Here is a 15,830-nt window from a genome sequence, read left to right as displayed (position 1 = left end):
TTTAAGATATTATTTCGTTAAATCAAGACCTCCGAAGTTTCCGGAGCTCATCATTAAGTATACTCCTTGTGTTTTATCCAGAGTTTCCCAATATGCGTGAAGTTCTTCTGCATTGGTGAAAACTCTCAGTTTTTCATTTTTGAATTTTTCCTTGATAAATTCAGGAGAAATAGGTTCCATTCTTTTAATTTTCAAAGCATCTTCAGAATAGAATACAACGGCTTCATCCAATCCGTCCATTGCATGGTCATACTGCTCTAAAAATATAGGATTTAAACTTGAGTAGGTATGAAGTTCTAGAAAACCGTATTTTTTTTCGTCTTTGAATTGTTCACAAAAAGCTTTTACAGCTGCCTTTACTTTACTTGGAGCATGGGCAAAATCTTTATAAAGTACACCTTTATCTTCTCTTTCTACCTTTTCAAGACGTTTTGAAGCTCCTCTAAAGCTCATTATCGCTTCATAGAAATCTTCGTCCATAATTCCTAATTGTTGGCAAATATGTCTGGCTCCTTCAAGGTTTAATAAGTTATGTGCTCCAAAAACAGAAAGCGGAACGTCTCCCATTTCGGTTTTTAAGTGAACTTTCCCGTTATTGATTTCGTATTCCGGAGTTTTGTAAGGTATTTTTCTGAAATAATTTTCTGCTCCTTCAACCACTTTTACTACTTCGGCATCCTCTTCGTTGTAGACTAAAACACCTCCCGGAGTAATACTTGCAACAAATTTTCTGAACTGTTCTACATAGTCATCAAATGTTTTGAAAACATTAATGTGATCCCATGCAATTCCGCTCATTAAAGCGATATTGGGTTGGTATAGTAAGAATTTTGAGCGTAAATCAATAGGAGAGGAAAGGTATTCGTCACCTTCCAATACCATAAAATCGTTATCTTGGGTAAGCTTTACCATACAATCAAAACCTTCCAGTTGAGCTCCTACCATGAAGTCTACATCTTTCTGATGGAAGTTCAGAACGTGTAAAATCATAGATGTGATGGTCGTTTTACCATGAGAACCGGCAACTACAACTCTGGTTTTATCTTTCGATTGTTCGTAAAGAAACTCAGGGTAAGAGTATATTTTTAAACCTAATTCTTTTGCTTTTGCCAGTTCGGGATTATCTTGGTGAGCGTGCATTCCTAGAATTACAGCATCAATATCTGATGTTATTTTTTCGGGAAACCATCCCAATTCCTGAGGAAGAATTCCTTTTTTCTCAAGTCTTGATTTTGAAGGCTCAAAAATAGCATCATCAGAACCTGTTACCTGATATCCTTTATCTTTTAGTGCAATTGCAAGATTATGCATGGCACTTCCGCCAATAGCAATGAAATGGGTTTTCAACTTTTTTATGGTTTTTTTACATTGTTATTAATAATCTCCTGAAAGGCATTTTTAATATTATCCCAGTTTGTTTTATAATTAGGCATAATCATGCTCGCATCAGACTTACTACCTTCATTGGTTCCCTTTTTTACATTAATAGAAGTTGATACATAATCATATATTTTTTTATGATCTTCCTGTATTCTTCTAAAATTATTTTGAGAGAGGGTATTGTCAAGTTTTTTTAAATCTTCGTCTGAAAGTTTGAAGTTTTGCTTGAAGCTCTTTCCGTCGCCTTCCTGATATGAGTAATGTACATTATTATCTTTTATCAGCATATTTTCATATACAGATATTTTACCGCCACTTCTGGAGTAACTGATATCAAAATCTGAATATACTTTTTGACTGTTACATGAAAATAATACTACGAAGGCAAATAATATTCCTAATATTTTATTCATTTTAAAATTACTTTAATTATCTGAATCCTTTTGTTCTAACTTTTTAGCTTTCAATTCTTCATCATAATTGTGTAATACATTAAAATCTTCTGTCTGCTCAATGGCAGTCATAATTTTCACTAAAATTTGCTGTGCATTTTCAGTGTCATAATCTATGTCCAGAGGTGCTTTGAACTCCATTGTAGGTTTTACGCCTGTTACCTTTACTCGAAGTCCTTTTTTGTCAAACGCTCTTCTGAATCCATTTATTTTAATAGGAATTACGATTGGGCGCTGATTTTTGATCAATTTAGCTGTACCTCTTCTTCCTTGTGCAAACGCTGCAGTTGTTCCTTGAGGGAAAGTAGCAACCCAACCGTTGTCTAAGGCTTTCATAATATTATCAACCTCGCTCATATCCACCATTCTGTTGACATTTTTTCCGGCAGCTCTCCAGGTTCTTTTAACGGTTACAGCTCCTGCAATCTTAAAGATTTTAGGAAGAATACCTTTATTCATGGTTTCTTCGGCTGCAACGTAGTAAAAGTCAATTTTTGGGTTTAGCAGATATATTGGGTTTTTAATTGTATTTAAATATCCGTTGTTTACTGCACAAAATGCATGGTACATTGCTGCAACGTCAGCAAAATAGGTCTGGTGATTGGAAACAAACAATACGTTTGAATCCGGAAGATCCACAAGGTGTTCTGTACCAGTTATTTTTAATTTATTAAAGCCATTGAATCTTCTGTAAGAAACAACACCTAAAATAAAAATAATAAACCTTTTTAAAAAATAAGGTGTTCCGAATGCATCGGTGAAAATATTCTTCTTCGCCATCTCTCAATTAAACACGGTGTTGCAAAGTTACATTTTTTTCAATAATTCGCTGAATTCGCTTAATATCATTGCTGTAGCTCCCCAAATGATATATCCGTTAAAATTAATAACAGGAACTTTATTTCCGGCAGCAGCAGGTAATGCCATTATTTCGGGCTTTTCTGTGAGATTAAGAAAAGAAGTTACCGGAAATTCTATTGTTTCTACGACCTCAGTTTGTTGTAATGTGAAAGTTGGGTTCTTTTTGGTGTATGAAATATAGGGATAAACATAAAAGTTACTCGGAGGAATATAGATTGGAGACATTTCTCGGATAATTCTTACATAATGTCTGTCGATACCTATTTCCTCTGAAGTTTCACGAATAGCAGTTTCTGAAAATCCTTTATCAGATTCTTCACGTTTTCCACCGGGTAACGAAATTTGACCGCTATGTCTGTCGTGTTCATTTATTGTTCTTTGGATTAAAGGAAAATACCATTCATTGTCTTTCAAATATAAAACAATGTTTACCGCAGCAAACTTAGGATTTTTAGCTAAAACCTGGTCATAGCTGAAAACAGGGCGGTAAGGTGGTGAAAATAAACCGTGAGCATTTTCCCCAGCTAGTTCAGCTTCTTTTATTTTCCGTAATAAATCTTTTCCAAAACTCATACTTCAAATTTAGCAATATATCTTGAAGAAAAGAAGAGGCTTTTGTGTTAATTAATGATAAAAAGAAGGAGTGAACAGAGTTTTAGTTTTACAAAAAAATATTTTGAAAAGGTGTCAAATATTAAAAAATAATCACTTAACGAGCACGATAGGAGAGTGTTTCACGGGGAAATTGACGGAATTTGCAATGAAACAAAATTCGTTTGCTTTATGATGCAGCTCTTTTGCTTTCTCAATCATAGATTCTTCTAAGACTGTTATGGTTGGGTTTAGTATAACTTCTGAAAAGTGACCGCTTCCGTTTGGCGTTTCAATCATTGTTCCTGTTGCATTATCAATATATTCTGTTACGATAACTCCGCTTTCTGAACAAAAATGGAGATACCAAAGCATATGGCATGATGACAACGAAGAAAGTAGCATTTCTTCAGGATTGTATTTGGATTTATCACCCCGAAAAGCAGGATCAGATGAACATTCGATAGTTGGCTTGTTTTCTATAGAAACTGTATGACTTCTTTCGTAATTACGGTAATTATTGGTTCCTGTTCCTTTATTTCCAGTCCATTTGATGGTAGTTTTATAGTGATGGATTTTACTCATTTTAGTTTTAATATTTTGACTGCCGATTTATTCTGATATTATCAGTGTTTTGCTTAATTATAATGATGTTTTATGATGATTTTTTCCTCTAAGTAACAAAAAAACCTCCAGAAATTTCTAGAGGTTGAATTTTTTTAATTAGAATATCCTACTAATTCTTCTTTATTTGAATTATAAATTCTGTATTCTAAATATTTGAAAGAATCTCTTGGGATAATGGTTACCCATTTTTTGTATTTTAAGAACCATTTCATTTGGAAGCTCATGACTCCCTTTGTTAAGTAAGACTCCACAAAAGGATGTACATGCAGGTAAAGTTTTCCTTTTTCTTTTTGCATGATGGTTCTCAGGGCTTCACCCATTCTTTCTACAATAACAATAGGAGCTACAATTTCTCCGTCTTTGTTAGGATTCTGTTCTTTGGTTTCAATTTGTTTTTCCGGACGGTTTCTTTGTCTGGTAATCTGTATCAAACCAAATTTACTTGGCGGAAGAATCTTGTGTCGTGCTTTATCACGGTTCATTTCTTCCTTTAGATGATCATACAACTCTCTTCTGTGATCGGGATTTGGCATATCAATAAAATCGATAACGATAATACCTCCCATATCTCTGAGTCTAAGTTGTCTTGCAATTTCTGTAGCTGCCATTTTATTAACCTTCAGAGCGTGCTCTTTGTTGACAGCTGTTCCGGTAGTGATATTATTTCCGGAGTTAACGTCTACGACGTGAAGGGCTTCTGTGTGTTCAATTACCAGATAAGCACCTTTTGAACTGGGAATATTTACGTGTTTTCCAAAGCTTTGTTTAAGCTGTTTTTCAACGTTATAATATTCGAGAAGAGGAATGTGGGAATCATAAAAATGAACAATGTTTTTCCTTTCCGGAGCAATTACTTCCAGATAATTTTGCATTTCACTTACCATCTGTTCGTCATCACAAGTGATGCTTACGAAATCCTGGTTGAAATTATCCCTTAAAATAGCTGAAGCTTTATCTTCTTCACTTAAAACCTTTGATGGAACTTTATTTTTTTGAATGTTTTTAAAAGTACTTTCCCATTTTTGAATCAACTGATTCATGTCATTGTGCAGGTCGGCTACTTTTTTACCTTCAGCGACAGTTCTAATGATAACACCAAAACCTTCAGGTTTAATGCTCGCAATTAAAGTTCTAAGTCTTTCTTTTTCTTCATAGTTTTTAACTTTTTTAGAAATAGAAACCTTGTTGTCGAAAGGTATTAATACCAAAAAACGCCCTGTTAAAGAAATCTGTGTAGAAATTCTTGGCCCTTTTGTGGAAATGGGTTCTTTGGTGATTTGTAGTAGAACAATATCATCTTTGGCGATTACTTTGTCTACTGTTCCATTTTTGTCAATTTCGGGTTGTATTTCGAAATTTTTTAAGCTAGAAGTGCTTTGTTTCTTAGAAATAGTATCTCTTAAAAACTTTCTGTAGGTAAGATATTGTGGTCCTAAATCCTGATAATGCAAAAAAGCATCTTTTTCGTAGCCGATATTTACAAATGCGGCATTGAGGTTGGGAGCCAGTTTTTTTACCTTTCCTATGAACAAATCTCCAACTATAAAGTCACTTTTATCCTCTTCTTCATGAAGTTCACATAGTCTTCCGTCTTCCAGTAGTGCAATTTTTGTACGGTCATCTTCATGCGAAACTATTAGTTCTTTCTTCATTTTTTATTAAGATAAATGTTTTTTAAATTACTAGAAAATGAAATGATTTTCATTAAATAGACTTTATATTTCATAAATATATGTTATTATATCAAAATAAGCCTTTTTTTATTGAAAATATGTTCTAGTATTTTCTTTTGAAGTCTTAAAAGCTTTTAGTTGCAAAACAAAATATAGCTGGTGAACCTTTAAAATATAAAATCACCAACTATATTATTATATTGTAAATCTCGAGAAAAAGAGATTATTTTTTCTTATGTCTGTTTGCTCTTCTTCTTTTCTTTCTCTTGTGAGTAGCAACCTTGTGTCTTTTTCTTTTCTTTCCGCTTGGCATAATTTTAATTTTTTAGTAACTAGTTAATATTCAGTTAATTTTTTACTTTACTGCAACTTTTGTTTTTACTTTCTCAACAAATGATTTTGAAGGTTTGAAAGCAGGAATGTTATGTGCAGGAATTTCAATTGCAGTATTTTTAGAAATATTTCTTCCTGTTTTAGCAGCTCTGGTTTTAATGATAAAAGAACCAAAACCTCTTAGATAAACATTATCTCCATTATACATAGAAGTTCTGATTTCTTGCATAAAAGCTTCTACAACTTTCTGTGTTTCATTCTTTTCTGTTCCCAACTTATTTGATATGGTGTTTACCAATTCTGCCTTTGTCATTTCCTTTTTTAATTTTAAATTTTAGGTGTGCAAATTTAGTTAAAAAAATTGAATATTAGCAAATTAGTAATAAAATATTTTTTGATAATGAGTTGAGGTTTTTATGTTTAATAATTGTTAAAATTACATTAAATTATTTTTACGTGCTGGAATTATAATATCCGTTTTCTACACAAAAGCGAATAAGGTGAAGTTTTGTTTTCAATCCCAACTTTTCCGTGAGTCTATTTATGTAGGTATCAATAGTTCTCGTGCTCAGGTTTAGTTTCTCCCCGATTTCCTTATTACTAAAGCCTTCGTAGCAAAATTTCATCAGTTGAATTTCGGTAGGAGACAATTCTTCCTGACTTCTTTTTTGTCGGATCATATATTCCTGAACAGCTAAAGGTTGTTGCTCCCATTTTTGGAAATACGATTCATAATCAAAAGTATCGGAAGCTATTTTACCTTTGATAATGTCTTTAATAATATTACTTTTTTTCTGGCAGTAAAAAATATTCGGAATTTTAGAAAGTATCTCTGCCATATCTTCCTGATACGTCCCGGAATAAGTAATGATGGGAGTTTCAGAATCACTTTTTCTAATGTATTTTATAGCTTCAATTCCGCTTAATACAGGCATAAAAAGCTCAATAATAAATACATCTTCCTGTCTTCTGTAAATTCTGTTTACGAGTTCGTGCCCGTTGTTACAATCATTAAGAAGCATGTAAAACGGGTTTTCCTGCAGAGTTTTGATTAGTATTTTTTTAAAATAAAAATCACTGTCTGCTATCGAAAATCGAACAGCATTGTTTAAAAGTTTACTCACTTTAATATTGATTTGGTGTAGGTATATTAAAATTTTGGTTGTCTAATTTATGAAAAACTTATTAAAGTGAAAATTAATCTTAATTTATTTATACTGGCTTTATTATTTCAGTAAAAAACATAAATTTTGTTCATAAATTATTTTTTTCATAAATTCACAGACCAAACAAATCACAAAATATGTCTTCGAATAGGGAGAAAAAATTAAACAAGTCAGACGTCAGGATCGGCATTTGGAAATTCGTCCTGTCTTTTATAGCTTTATCTGCTGTATCTTTTGTATCTGTTTTTTTCTTTTTTAAAAGTTACGACTTACAAAGAAAAGGTATTCAAAAAGAGGTGGATGAATACAAGAATCTATTGAGCCGAAATGAGCTCCTCAAAATCCAGATTGATAGTATACATTACAGAATGACTCTGCTTGATATCAATAAAGTAGAGAATGATATTTTTCTGAGAAATTACATTATGGATAATGTGAGGGATGCCAAAAATATAATGGGAACTGATAGTACCAAAAACTTTAAGCATTATTCTATCTTACTTAAAAATCTAGAACCCATGTTGGCTCTAAAGACCCAAATTATTAATGTTTCGAATAAAGAGCAGACTGCTTTGAGAGATCTTAATGAATGTATGGGGAAAGTAGGCAGAGTAAACAGTGAGCTGAGGGTAGATCCTACAAGAAAATTTACAGGGAGTAGAAGAAGACGATAAAATCAAAAGCTATGCAGGGACACATTACATTATCAAGAAAAGAAAAACATTATCAGTTTGTTTATTTAATACTGATGTTATTCGCAGCACTGATTTTTTTAGGAATCATTTTTTTGAAAGGATTTGAATCTCCATTCTCTTCTTCGGATATGATTGCTATTCAGACGCTTGAGCAAAAATCTAAATTTGATCAGCAACAAAAAATAGTTCAGCCATTGCTGGATAGTACGTTTACACAAATAAGTAAACTGACAGATGAGGTACCTCAACCATTTGAAGAAAATAATATCAGATACGGAATCAATGATATTGCAAATTCTTTTGAGACTGCAGGTATTGCAGACTTGCGAAAGGAAGCTTATCCGCAGATTGCACAGTTTTACAAAATGTATTTTGATGACAAAAAATTAATTTCAAAAAAATCTGAAAACATAAAAATATTTGAGAAACAATTTCAGGATTGTTCTATTGGTTTTAAAGAGAAAAAAGATCAGCTTTTACAGCGTGAAAATGCTTTGAAATCACGGAATGATTAGCAAATAGAAATACCATCAAACACCACCACACCACACACTTCACAAAAAAACTAAACATATCACATTTATTAATATGAATTATTTTCAAAAGAACAAAAAGAACATTATTATTGGGGTAATTGCGACCTTACTTGTAGCCGCATTGGTAGCTTTGTGGCTTCAGAAGAAGGTTATTCATTCTGCGGATGATATCGTAGGTGTAGTATACCCATCGTCGGTAGCTGTAGGAGATACGCTTTCCTTTGAAGATAAAACTAAATTTGCAAAATTCAAGAAATGGGATTTTGGGGATGGAACAACTTCTGAAAAGGATAAAGGATTTCATTTTTACAATAAACCAGGCTACTATCAAGTAACATTAATTATCGATAATAAGTACTCTAAATCTTTTCCGGTTTTGGTTTCCGCAAGGAGTATTCCGAAACCAAAAGATAGTGTAAGAAGTACTACTGTAATTGATGCGCAAACTCAGGCAATGCAATTTGAAAACGTACAGTTCAGAGCAATTTCTAATGCTAAACAATTTACTTGGAAGTTTGGAGAAACAGGAAATATTGATTCTAAAGAAAAATTATCAATTTATTCTTACAAAAAACCGGGAGATTATACCGTTACGCTGTATACGGATGAAAATGCAGAACCAATTTTGCATCACATTAAAATTCTTCCTGCTTACGATCCATTAGATGATCAGGATGTGACTGTAGAAAATGCTTATGAAAAAGTGGATAATGATTTTAAATACCACTTGCAGCAAATTGCGAACGGGAACAATTTCAATACTCACTACAATTATTTGCTTCACAAATATTTATGTAACAACGAAAATACCGTTGTGAAAGTAAATGACAGTAAAGTAAATAATTTCTACATGTACTGTGCCGGACTTCAGTTTGATAAAAATAAAGTTATTCAGACGGTGAAAGTAAACTTTGATGATGCGCAAAATTGTGTAACTAAAGTAGATATCAACCAAAGCAAATAAAAAACTAACACTCAAATGTCTTTTGAGTGACACAATCATAAAAGAAAATTAGGATGAAAAATAGATTTCCTCTAGCAGCTTATTATATAGGAGTTTCAATGTTGCTAATGAGCTGTCAGGTAAAATTACCATCGAAAAAAACTCCGGAACCGTCGCAATATGGTCAAATTGATAATTCTCCGGTAATTAACGGATACCCTAAAAAATCGGTTCCGTGGATTGCCATTTCTGATCGCTCAAGAAATACGGCATATTTGGATAAAAGTGATGAAAAATCATATAAAGAAGTTAAGTTTTTAGAGCCTTTAATGGTTTTAAAACATAGAGACGGAATGGTAAAGGTTGCGGAATATATTCCAGATGCTTTAATGAAAAAAGTTTCGTCGAAACAGATCAAAACATACGGCTGGATTCCCGAATCTGATCTTCTTCTTTGGAGCAATTCTTTGAAAAATGAAAAAACAGGCTTTCCTGTAAGAGTTGCTGTTGTTCCTAGTAATAGTGATGTTATCAGAAGTGCAGAAAGATATTATAAGAATGATTCAATTATGGTATTTAATTCGCCAAGTTTGATAGAACAGGCTAATGTGAAAATACCAAACGGGCAAATGGTTTATGTTTATAAACAAGCCGAAAATAATAAGAGATTTTTGGTAGGTAAAAAACCAACTATTGATTTAGATAGCATTAATTCCAGCTTGTACGGATGGGTAAGTTCTAATGCAATTTCAGCTTGGGGAGAGCGTTCTGCTGTAAAAATGAAAAATACAACAGGAATTACAGAAACTTCTCTTGGAATCCATGAAGGAGCTCCTGGTATGGGAGATGGTGAAGACAGAACGGCAATTCTTTTAACGGATGTTAATAAAAGACCTCCTTTAGATAATATTTTCCCGGTTAGCCTTCCTTTGAATGAGACTCCAACACCGGATTCTAAAACCAAATATTTTACAAATATTTTAGATTATAGCAAAAATTACGTTTTCAATGTTTTAGGAGAGCCTATTTATTTTGATCGTTATCGTGAAATTACAGAGAAAAATAAGAAAATCAATATTGTTTTCACGCTAGATATTAGTGCTCCGAATGCACCTTATGCACCTATTGTTAAATCTTTATTGCAGGATTTACAGCTTAGATTCGAAAAACCTTCGTATTTTAATCAGATAAAATATGGGGTTGTTTTGTATAAAAATAATTCTTGCGGAGATAATGTTGCTGTATCACCTTTGAGTACAGAATACAGTAAAATTACAACATTCATTGACCAAAAATCAAATGAAATGAACTGCCCTAGCAATAGCGGATATCAACCTGTAAATGAAGGTTTGATGGCAGCAGGAAATCTTCTTTCTAATTTTCCTGACGAAACAAATATTGTAGTTACAGTAGGAACTTCGGCCAATCAAAACGGAAATATGTATGGCGTGATTAATTCTTTAACGCAGGCTCAGGCAAGATTGATAATGTTCCAGACAAGCGCAAGAACTTCAGATACTTATAATGATTTTGTCTTGCTTTCAGAAAATGTTGTTACGAATACTGCTAAGAACATTGCAGAACTAAAAAAACAGAAAATCATTAATCAAAATGATGTTTTAACTAAGAATAATTTTAATCTGGTAGAAGGGGATGCGGGATTTTTCTCTTTAGACTATCCTAAACAAAGTATGGGGCAAGGGTTTGTTATTTTTCCTAAAAAAGGAGATATTACAACTCCGGGATTCCTTAAAAAATCTGTTGATAGTTTAATTTCTCAGGTAACTTTAGACAATATCACGATAGATAAATCTCTGAACGATTATTTCCATTCTTCGGTCGGTGCAGGTAGAACAGATGTTGATTTGAAGTATAAATATCTTTATCCTGGACTTACAAACCCTGTTCCGGCAGGTATTGCTGCGCAGTTAATCAATTACGGAAGCCCGTTTTTGGTAAAAGGTTATATTCCAAAAGAATTAAAAGATTATAAACCTGGTTTAGAAAAAGGAGTTTTAATTTCAGAATCTGAATATGATAATCTAAAAGCTTTCTATGCTGAAGTGTATGAAAAAACAGGAGCCGGAAGATCGGATTTTAGCCAATCAAGAGCAATCAGGGAATATATTAAACTTTTGAAAAAATATAATCCTACTGTTAAATTTTTAGATAAAGGTAATTTGTATGAACAGCCGATGTCTTATTCTGTAGGTGTGAGTACAGGTTTTGATAATTCAGAAGAAGAATTGATGTCAAAATATAAGCTTAGAGGATGGAAAAAATCTAAGATTATTAATAATGAAACAGTGAGGAACTATTTCAGTAATTATAAAAAACTGGCAGAAAGAATGCTTACCCACAGGAATAACCCTGCTGTGAAAATAAAACAAAACGGGCAGGAATTTTATTGGTTGAATGAGTATTTTATGCCAACGATGTTGGACGTAGAAGAACCTGAATACACTAAACATTAATAACTTGTAATATTGAAAAGCAGAAATTTATTTCTGCTTTTTTATGTTTTTGTTAAAAAATTTCTATCTTTGGTAATACCCAAATCACACGAATATGTCAACTCAAGCATCATCACCCCATGACGGCAAACATTTTGTCGTCCAGAAAGGTAAGGCTCAATGTAATCAGGGCGATCAATTTCCACAATACAAAGTAACAACTCACCAGAAGCATTTTTGGAATGATTCTGAAGGTGTTGCAGATTATCTTGCTGTAACGGATGAAGATTTACAATTCAATCCTTCGGGTCCCAGTTTTGGAAAATGTAAATTAAAACCAACTACAGGAGGTTATCTTCCATGCTCTTATGCACCTGCAGGAAAATGGCAGAAAACTTATGAAAAAGTAAAGGTTATGGGCAAGAGTTGTGTAACCGAAATTTCAGAGCTGCAATGTACAATAGGTGGTAAAATTACCATAAAAGATCATGGGCAAAGAGGAGAAATGAGTAAACAAAATGTGAAAAATGCTGATAGTAAAACTGTAGAGCATGTGAATCCTTTAGTGAAAATGAATGACTTCAAAGACGCTGTGATGGAAAATGAAATAGATGCTTACTAACATTAAAAACAGTTTACAATGGCAAAACAAGGAGTTTCAAAAATTTCAGGAAATTCTGCTCCGAAAGTAGGTGAAAAAACTGTTTATACTGTTACTGAATGGTATCCTGGTACACCAAAGGAGAAAAGAAATCCGGCTTTGGTTACTTGGGAATTATTCAAGAAACGTTCTAATGGACAGTTCACGACTACAAATATCAAGAAAAAAGGAGACGGAAGTTTTACTTTTGGTGAAGTTGCAGACAGACATTCATATCGTTTAGAGGCATATCTTTATGAACCAGAGGGAAGTGGTGCTACAACTATTAATATCAATCCACAGCAGGCGGAAATTCCAAAAATTAATAAAGTTGAATTACATTATGTGGATGACTCTAAAGGAAATACCTTTAGTTACAGAGAAAAGCTTGTGGCAAAAGCACATACAGTAAGTTTAGCAGGAAAGGACTTGGTGTTTACATTATGGGAAGACGATGCTAAAGGTTCTGGACATAATTCTAAAAATTTATTTGTTGATTCTAAAAAAGGTACAGTTGGTAACAATGGATTGGCTCAGGTAGAATTTGTGCTCACTAAAGCTTTGATGCAAAAAGCAATGCAGGGAGAAACAGATGCGAAAGAACTGGAATTTTATGTCACAGTAGAATACTATCGGGATAAAAAACATGCTACGGATAATATCGATGTTAAAAACCCTGATTATAAGCCACCTGTAGCATCTCCGAAACCTTCTTCATCGTCAAAAAGTAATATACCTCAGCCATCATCAACTCCTCAGAAGCCTAAAGCGCAGGGTTCACCCGCTGCTCAGAAGCCGGAATCTAAAAAAGAGGAAAAAGGAATCATAGATATAGCTACAGAATCTGTTGTAAATAAATGGAATGAGCTTTGGGATTGGGTAGAGTCTAAAGGAAAAATAGTACAGCAACAAATGCCAACTCTGCAAAAACCAGATGGTAAAACAGTGACTAAAGTTGGAGGGGTTAAGAAGGAAATTTTCCCTAAAGTTGTAGGCTTAGGGAAGGAGGCTGTTATTTATATTTCAAGTGAAATCGCAACAGAAATAAAAGTTGATAATAAAGGCAAAATAACATCTCATCCTGACCATGGAGGGTATAATGGAATGGAAGAGTATAAAGAAGGTGATAAATTATATTGCAAAAAACTTTCTAAAACCAGCAGCGCTTTTCCTCTTTATAAAATGTATATATACCGAGGAAGTAAAATTGGTGAAGCTGTAAAAAAACTTAAACAAGATTTGGAATTTAAAACTCATGAAAATGCAGAATCTGAAGTTTTAACAGTTGCCAGACATGCTCAGAAAAACAATAAAGATTACGGAAAAAGTGGGCCATTACCACCAAATACTGTTACCTCCCTTTATCGGATAAGATACATGCAAGCATGGAATCATGCTGGGAAAGAAAGTTTCAGATATAGAATTGTAACCGATAATGCTACGAATTTAAAAACAGTGGATGATGTAGGAAAAGAAGTTTCCAGCGGAGCAATGACTTTAGGAAGCAGAAGTTCAATATCAATTGATCCATGGAGATCCTCTGGTCTTATTGGTTGTGTCGGAATTAGAAATTCTGATGGCGAAACCCATCCAAGTTGTGCAAAAGAATATCCAAATCAGGATGCCGAAAATTATAAATTTATTTATCATGCTTTAAATAATTATCTAGAAGGTATTGTTCCCGAGCTTACAGGAGTTTATGGAAGAAGAGGGTATTCAAGCAGTGGAAAAGTAGCCGTAGCAGCTTCAGCATACAAAGAGGAAGTTAAAGTTTTTGTATTAATAGACCCACTTCCTGAAATCAATGCTTGTAAACTTAATCTTAAAAAAGACGGAAGAGAAGAGTTCTATAAAGAATTTGGTACAGCAGCCATAGATTTGGTCGAAAGTAAAGGGAAATCCAACAAATTTAAAGGGCTTTATATGGTGGCACAAAGAAGACAGGAAAATGGCTTCAAATTAGCTGTTCCTAATAATAACCCAATGAATATTAAAGGGCAGGGAGATTTGGGTTCGTCACCATTAAAAACTCATGAATATGAAAATGGTAAAAAAGTGAATGTTACAGATGGTTTTGCTAATTTCTCTACTGTTGAAAAAGGTTTTGAAGGGTATCTTTCATTGCTTGATAGAAATTATAATGAAGCATACAATGCTATTTTGGATGACTCCAAAACCATTGATGATTTCCTTGTTGGTATGCAGGATAAGGGAAAACTGGGAGCCTATGCAACAGACCCGAATTATAAAACTTTGATTAAAGGAATTTTTAATGGAGTTGTTAAAGATTATAAGGCAATTCTTGAATATAAACTATGTATTGAAAAGAAAGAAGAAGAGAAAAATAAAATTAAAAAAGACATCGAACTTCTTGATAAACTTAAATAAATTGAAATATGTATTTTAAAAATAAACTGCTCCTTTTTTTACTTTGTTTACTTTTCTATAGCTGTGACGGGCAGAAATCTAAAGTGAAAAATTGTAATAGCGATAATGCTATGTTTACAGTCAGTGAGTTACCTGAAGTAAAGAAGCAAAGTAGATATGTTGATTCACTTACATCGGGGAAAAAACAGTTGTCTTTCCTTGTAGATTCTCTGGAGATTAAAAATAAACCATATTATACCATAAAAACAGGTTTTAATGGAGATTTGCATTGGGAAACCTACACTATTTTTTATGTGAACAAAAATGATTGCAACCAGGTTTTGGTGGATGATGTTGTTTCTGGCAATATTTTATCAATTAATGAATGGAGAAATTTAAATAAAAAACAGACTAAAATGAATAACCAAAATAGTACAGAAACAGTATCTTTTTCAGAACTTTTTGATGAAGGTAGCAATATTAAATTCGGACCGGCAGATCTTTCCAAAAATACTCCGGAAATAGTGGCGTTCAAGTCGAAATTAACGGCTTTTGAATCGTCAAATCCAGAGCCGACAGATTTTAGCGTTGATGATTTGTTGTTGTTGATCAATAATGAAACTTTCAGCAATAATGAAAGATTTGTCAATAGTGATTGGTTAGGCTATTTTGTGAACAAATATCCTTTCAAACGTGTTGTTACAGATAAGTTGATGGATGCGGCGATAGCTCAGGAAGATTTTTCTGCGGTTAAAATTTTAAGTAAAAATTATATCTTCTCTAAAAAAGAAATAGAGCAGGCAAAGGAAAAGAAAAAGTACAAAGATGCGCTGAATGGCAAATTGGACACAGAAGAATACTATGATCCTGCATTTTCTAAAATTGATCAGATTTTGGCATTTATTACCACTTCGTATTCAAAAAATCATATTGAAGATCAGGACGGATTTACCAACCTTAGAAAAGATAAGACAACAACTTCAGAGGTTTTACAAAAAATAAAATCCGGAGAACATATTGAGGTGATAGACAATTATGGAGATTGGTTTTTGGTGAAAACAAAAGAAGGTAAAGAAGGTTATGTTTATAAAACCAGAGTAAAATCAATCTAAC

15 protein-coding genes are annotated in these 15,830 nt (G+C 33.1%); 7 read left to right on the top strand and 8 right to left on the bottom strand.

Annotated features, from left to right (window positions below; genetic code table 11):
* Positions 1-9 precede the first annotated feature (9 nt).
* The 8 genes from OH806_RS09235 to OH806_RS09200 all read right to left on the bottom strand — a co-directional run bounded on the left by OH806_RS09235 (position 10) and on the right by OH806_RS09200 (position 7,041).
* A complete protein-coding gene (locus OH806_RS09235) occupies positions 10-1,347 on the bottom strand; it encodes a UDP-N-acetylmuramate--L-alanine ligase (protein ID WP_264743382.1) in 1,338 nt (445 codons plus the stop codon).
* A gap of 5 nt (positions 1,348-1,352) precedes the next feature.
* Entirely contained in the window at positions 1,353-1,793 is a 441-nt protein-coding gene (locus tag OH806_RS09230) for a hypothetical protein (RefSeq protein WP_264743381.1), read from the bottom strand.
* 12 nt (positions 1,794-1,805) lie between these two features.
* A complete protein-coding gene (locus OH806_RS09225) occupies positions 1,806-2,612 on the bottom strand; it encodes a lysophospholipid acyltransferase family protein (protein ID WP_264743380.1) in 807 nt (268 codons plus the stop codon).
* Between the two features lie 27 nt (positions 2,613-2,639).
* Positions 2,640-3,266 (bottom strand): NUDIX hydrolase, encoded by a 627-nt coding sequence (locus tag OH806_RS09220; RefSeq protein ID WP_264743379.1) that lies wholly within the window; start codon positions 3,264-3,266, stop codon positions 2,640-2,642.
* A 132-nt stretch (positions 3,267-3,398) separates the two neighbouring features.
* Positions 3,399-3,869, bottom strand: coding sequence for an OsmC family protein (locus OH806_RS09215; protein WP_264743378.1), 471 nt, complete (start codon positions 3,867-3,869; stop codon positions 3,399-3,401).
* Between the two features lie 134 nt (positions 3,870-4,003).
* Positions 4,004-5,563: a ribonuclease E/G gene (locus tag OH806_RS09210; RefSeq protein WP_264743377.1), complete on the bottom strand. Its 1,560-nt coding sequence runs from the start codon at positions 5,561-5,563 to the stop codon at positions 4,004-4,006.
* 376 nt (positions 5,564-5,939) lie between these two features.
* Positions 5,940-6,230: an HU family DNA-binding protein gene (locus tag OH806_RS09205; RefSeq protein ID WP_002984212.1), complete on the bottom strand. Its 291-nt coding sequence runs from the start codon at positions 6,228-6,230 to the stop codon at positions 5,940-5,942.
* A gap of 139 nt (positions 6,231-6,369) precedes the next feature.
* Complete coding sequence (locus OH806_RS09200) at positions 6,370-7,041, bottom strand: response regulator transcription factor (protein WP_264743376.1); 672 nt, start codon at positions 7,039-7,041, stop codon at positions 6,370-6,372.
* 179 nt (positions 7,042-7,220) lie between these two features.
* Here OH806_RS09200 and tssO point away from each other — a divergent pair, with 179 nt between their 5' ends.
* The 7 genes from tssO (at position 7,221) to OH806_RS09165 (ending at position 15,829) form a co-directional block, all read left to right on the top strand.
* Positions 7,221-7,757 carry a type VI secretion system transmembrane protein TssO gene (gene tssO / locus OH806_RS09195; RefSeq protein WP_264743375.1) on the top strand — a complete coding sequence of 179 codons (537 nt, stop codon included), beginning with the start codon at positions 7,221-7,223 and terminating at the stop codon, positions 7,755-7,757.
* Positions 7,758-7,768: 11 nt separating this feature from the next.
* Complete coding sequence (locus tag OH806_RS09190) at positions 7,769-8,293, top strand: type VI secretion system transmembrane protein TssO (RefSeq protein ID WP_264743374.1); 525 nt, start codon at positions 7,769-7,771, stop codon at positions 8,291-8,293.
* 73 nt (positions 8,294-8,366) lie between these two features.
* A complete protein-coding gene (locus OH806_RS09185; RefSeq protein WP_264743373.1) occupies positions 8,367-9,278 on the top strand; it encodes a PKD domain-containing protein in 912 nt (303 codons plus the stop codon).
* 53 nt (positions 9,279-9,331) lie between these two features.
* A complete protein-coding gene (gene tssR / locus OH806_RS09180; protein ID WP_264743372.1) occupies positions 9,332-11,731 on the top strand; it encodes a type VI secretion system protein TssR domain-containing protein in 2,400 nt (799 codons plus the stop codon).
* A 94-nt stretch (positions 11,732-11,825) separates the two neighbouring features.
* A complete protein-coding gene (locus OH806_RS09175) occupies positions 11,826-12,332 on the top strand; it encodes a DUF4280 domain-containing protein (RefSeq protein WP_264743371.1) in 507 nt (168 codons plus the stop codon).
* An 18-nt stretch (positions 12,333-12,350) separates the two neighbouring features.
* Positions 12,351-14,738: a glucosaminidase domain-containing protein gene (locus tag OH806_RS09170; protein ID WP_264743370.1), complete on the top strand. Its 2,388-nt coding sequence runs from the start codon at positions 12,351-12,353 to the stop codon at positions 14,736-14,738.
* Positions 14,739-14,848: 110 nt separating this feature from the next.
* On the top strand, positions 14,849-15,829 hold the full coding sequence (locus OH806_RS09165; RefSeq protein ID WP_264743369.1) for an SH3 domain-containing protein: 981 nt from the start codon (positions 14,849-14,851) through the stop codon (positions 15,827-15,829).
* The last annotated feature ends 1 nt before the right edge of the window (position 15,830 follow it).

It is taken from the genome of Chryseobacterium oryctis, from assembly GCF_025971925.1.
GTDB lineage: Bacteria > Bacteroidota > Bacteroidia > Flavobacteriales > Weeksellaceae > Chryseobacterium > Chryseobacterium oryctis.
This window is presented reverse-complemented; position numbering and strand designations above follow the sequence as displayed.

What these genes read in the sequence shown, in the direction of transcription:
- OH806_RS09230 (WP_264743381.1), bottom strand. Translation starts at nt 1,793, where the DNA reads ATGAATAAAATATTAGGAATATTATTTGCCTTCGTAGTATTATTTTCA.
- OH806_RS09225 (WP_264743380.1), bottom strand. Translation starts at nt 2,612, where the DNA reads ATGGCGAAGAAGAATATTTTCACCGATGCATTCGGAACACCTTATTTT.
- OH806_RS09220 (WP_264743379.1), bottom strand. Translation starts at nt 3,266, where the DNA reads ATGAGTTTTGGAAAAGATTTATTACGGAAAATAAAAGAAGCTGAACTA.
- OH806_RS09215 (WP_264743378.1), bottom strand. Translation starts at nt 3,869, where the DNA reads ATGAGTAAAATCCATCACTATAAAACTACCATCAAATGGACTGGAAAT.
- OH806_RS09210 (WP_264743377.1), bottom strand. Translation starts at nt 5,563, where the DNA reads ATGAAGAAAGAACTAATAGTTTCGCATGAAGATGACCGTACAAAAATT.
- OH806_RS09205 (WP_002984212.1), bottom strand. Translation starts at nt 6,230, where the DNA reads ATGACAAAGGCAGAATTGGTAAACACCATATCAAATAAGTTGGGAACA.
- tssO (WP_264743375.1), top strand. Translation starts at nt 7,221, where the DNA reads ATGTCTTCGAATAGGGAGAAAAAATTAAACAAGTCAGACGTCAGGATC.
- OH806_RS09190 (WP_264743374.1), top strand. Translation starts at nt 7,769, where the DNA reads ATGCAGGGACACATTACATTATCAAGAAAAGAAAAACATTATCAGTTT.
- OH806_RS09185 (WP_264743373.1), top strand. Translation starts at nt 8,367, where the DNA reads ATGAATTATTTTCAAAAGAACAAAAAGAACATTATTATTGGGGTAATT.
- tssR (WP_264743372.1), top strand. Translation starts at nt 9,332, where the DNA reads ATGAAAAATAGATTTCCTCTAGCAGCTTATTATATAGGAGTTTCAATG.
- OH806_RS09175 (WP_264743371.1), top strand. Translation starts at nt 11,826, where the DNA reads ATGTCAACTCAAGCATCATCACCCCATGACGGCAAACATTTTGTCGTC.
- OH806_RS09170 (WP_264743370.1), top strand. Translation starts at nt 12,351, where the DNA reads ATGGCAAAACAAGGAGTTTCAAAAATTTCAGGAAATTCTGCTCCGAAA.
- OH806_RS09165 (WP_264743369.1), top strand. Translation starts at nt 14,849, where the DNA reads ATGTTTACAGTCAGTGAGTTACCTGAAGTAAAGAAGCAAAGTAGATAT.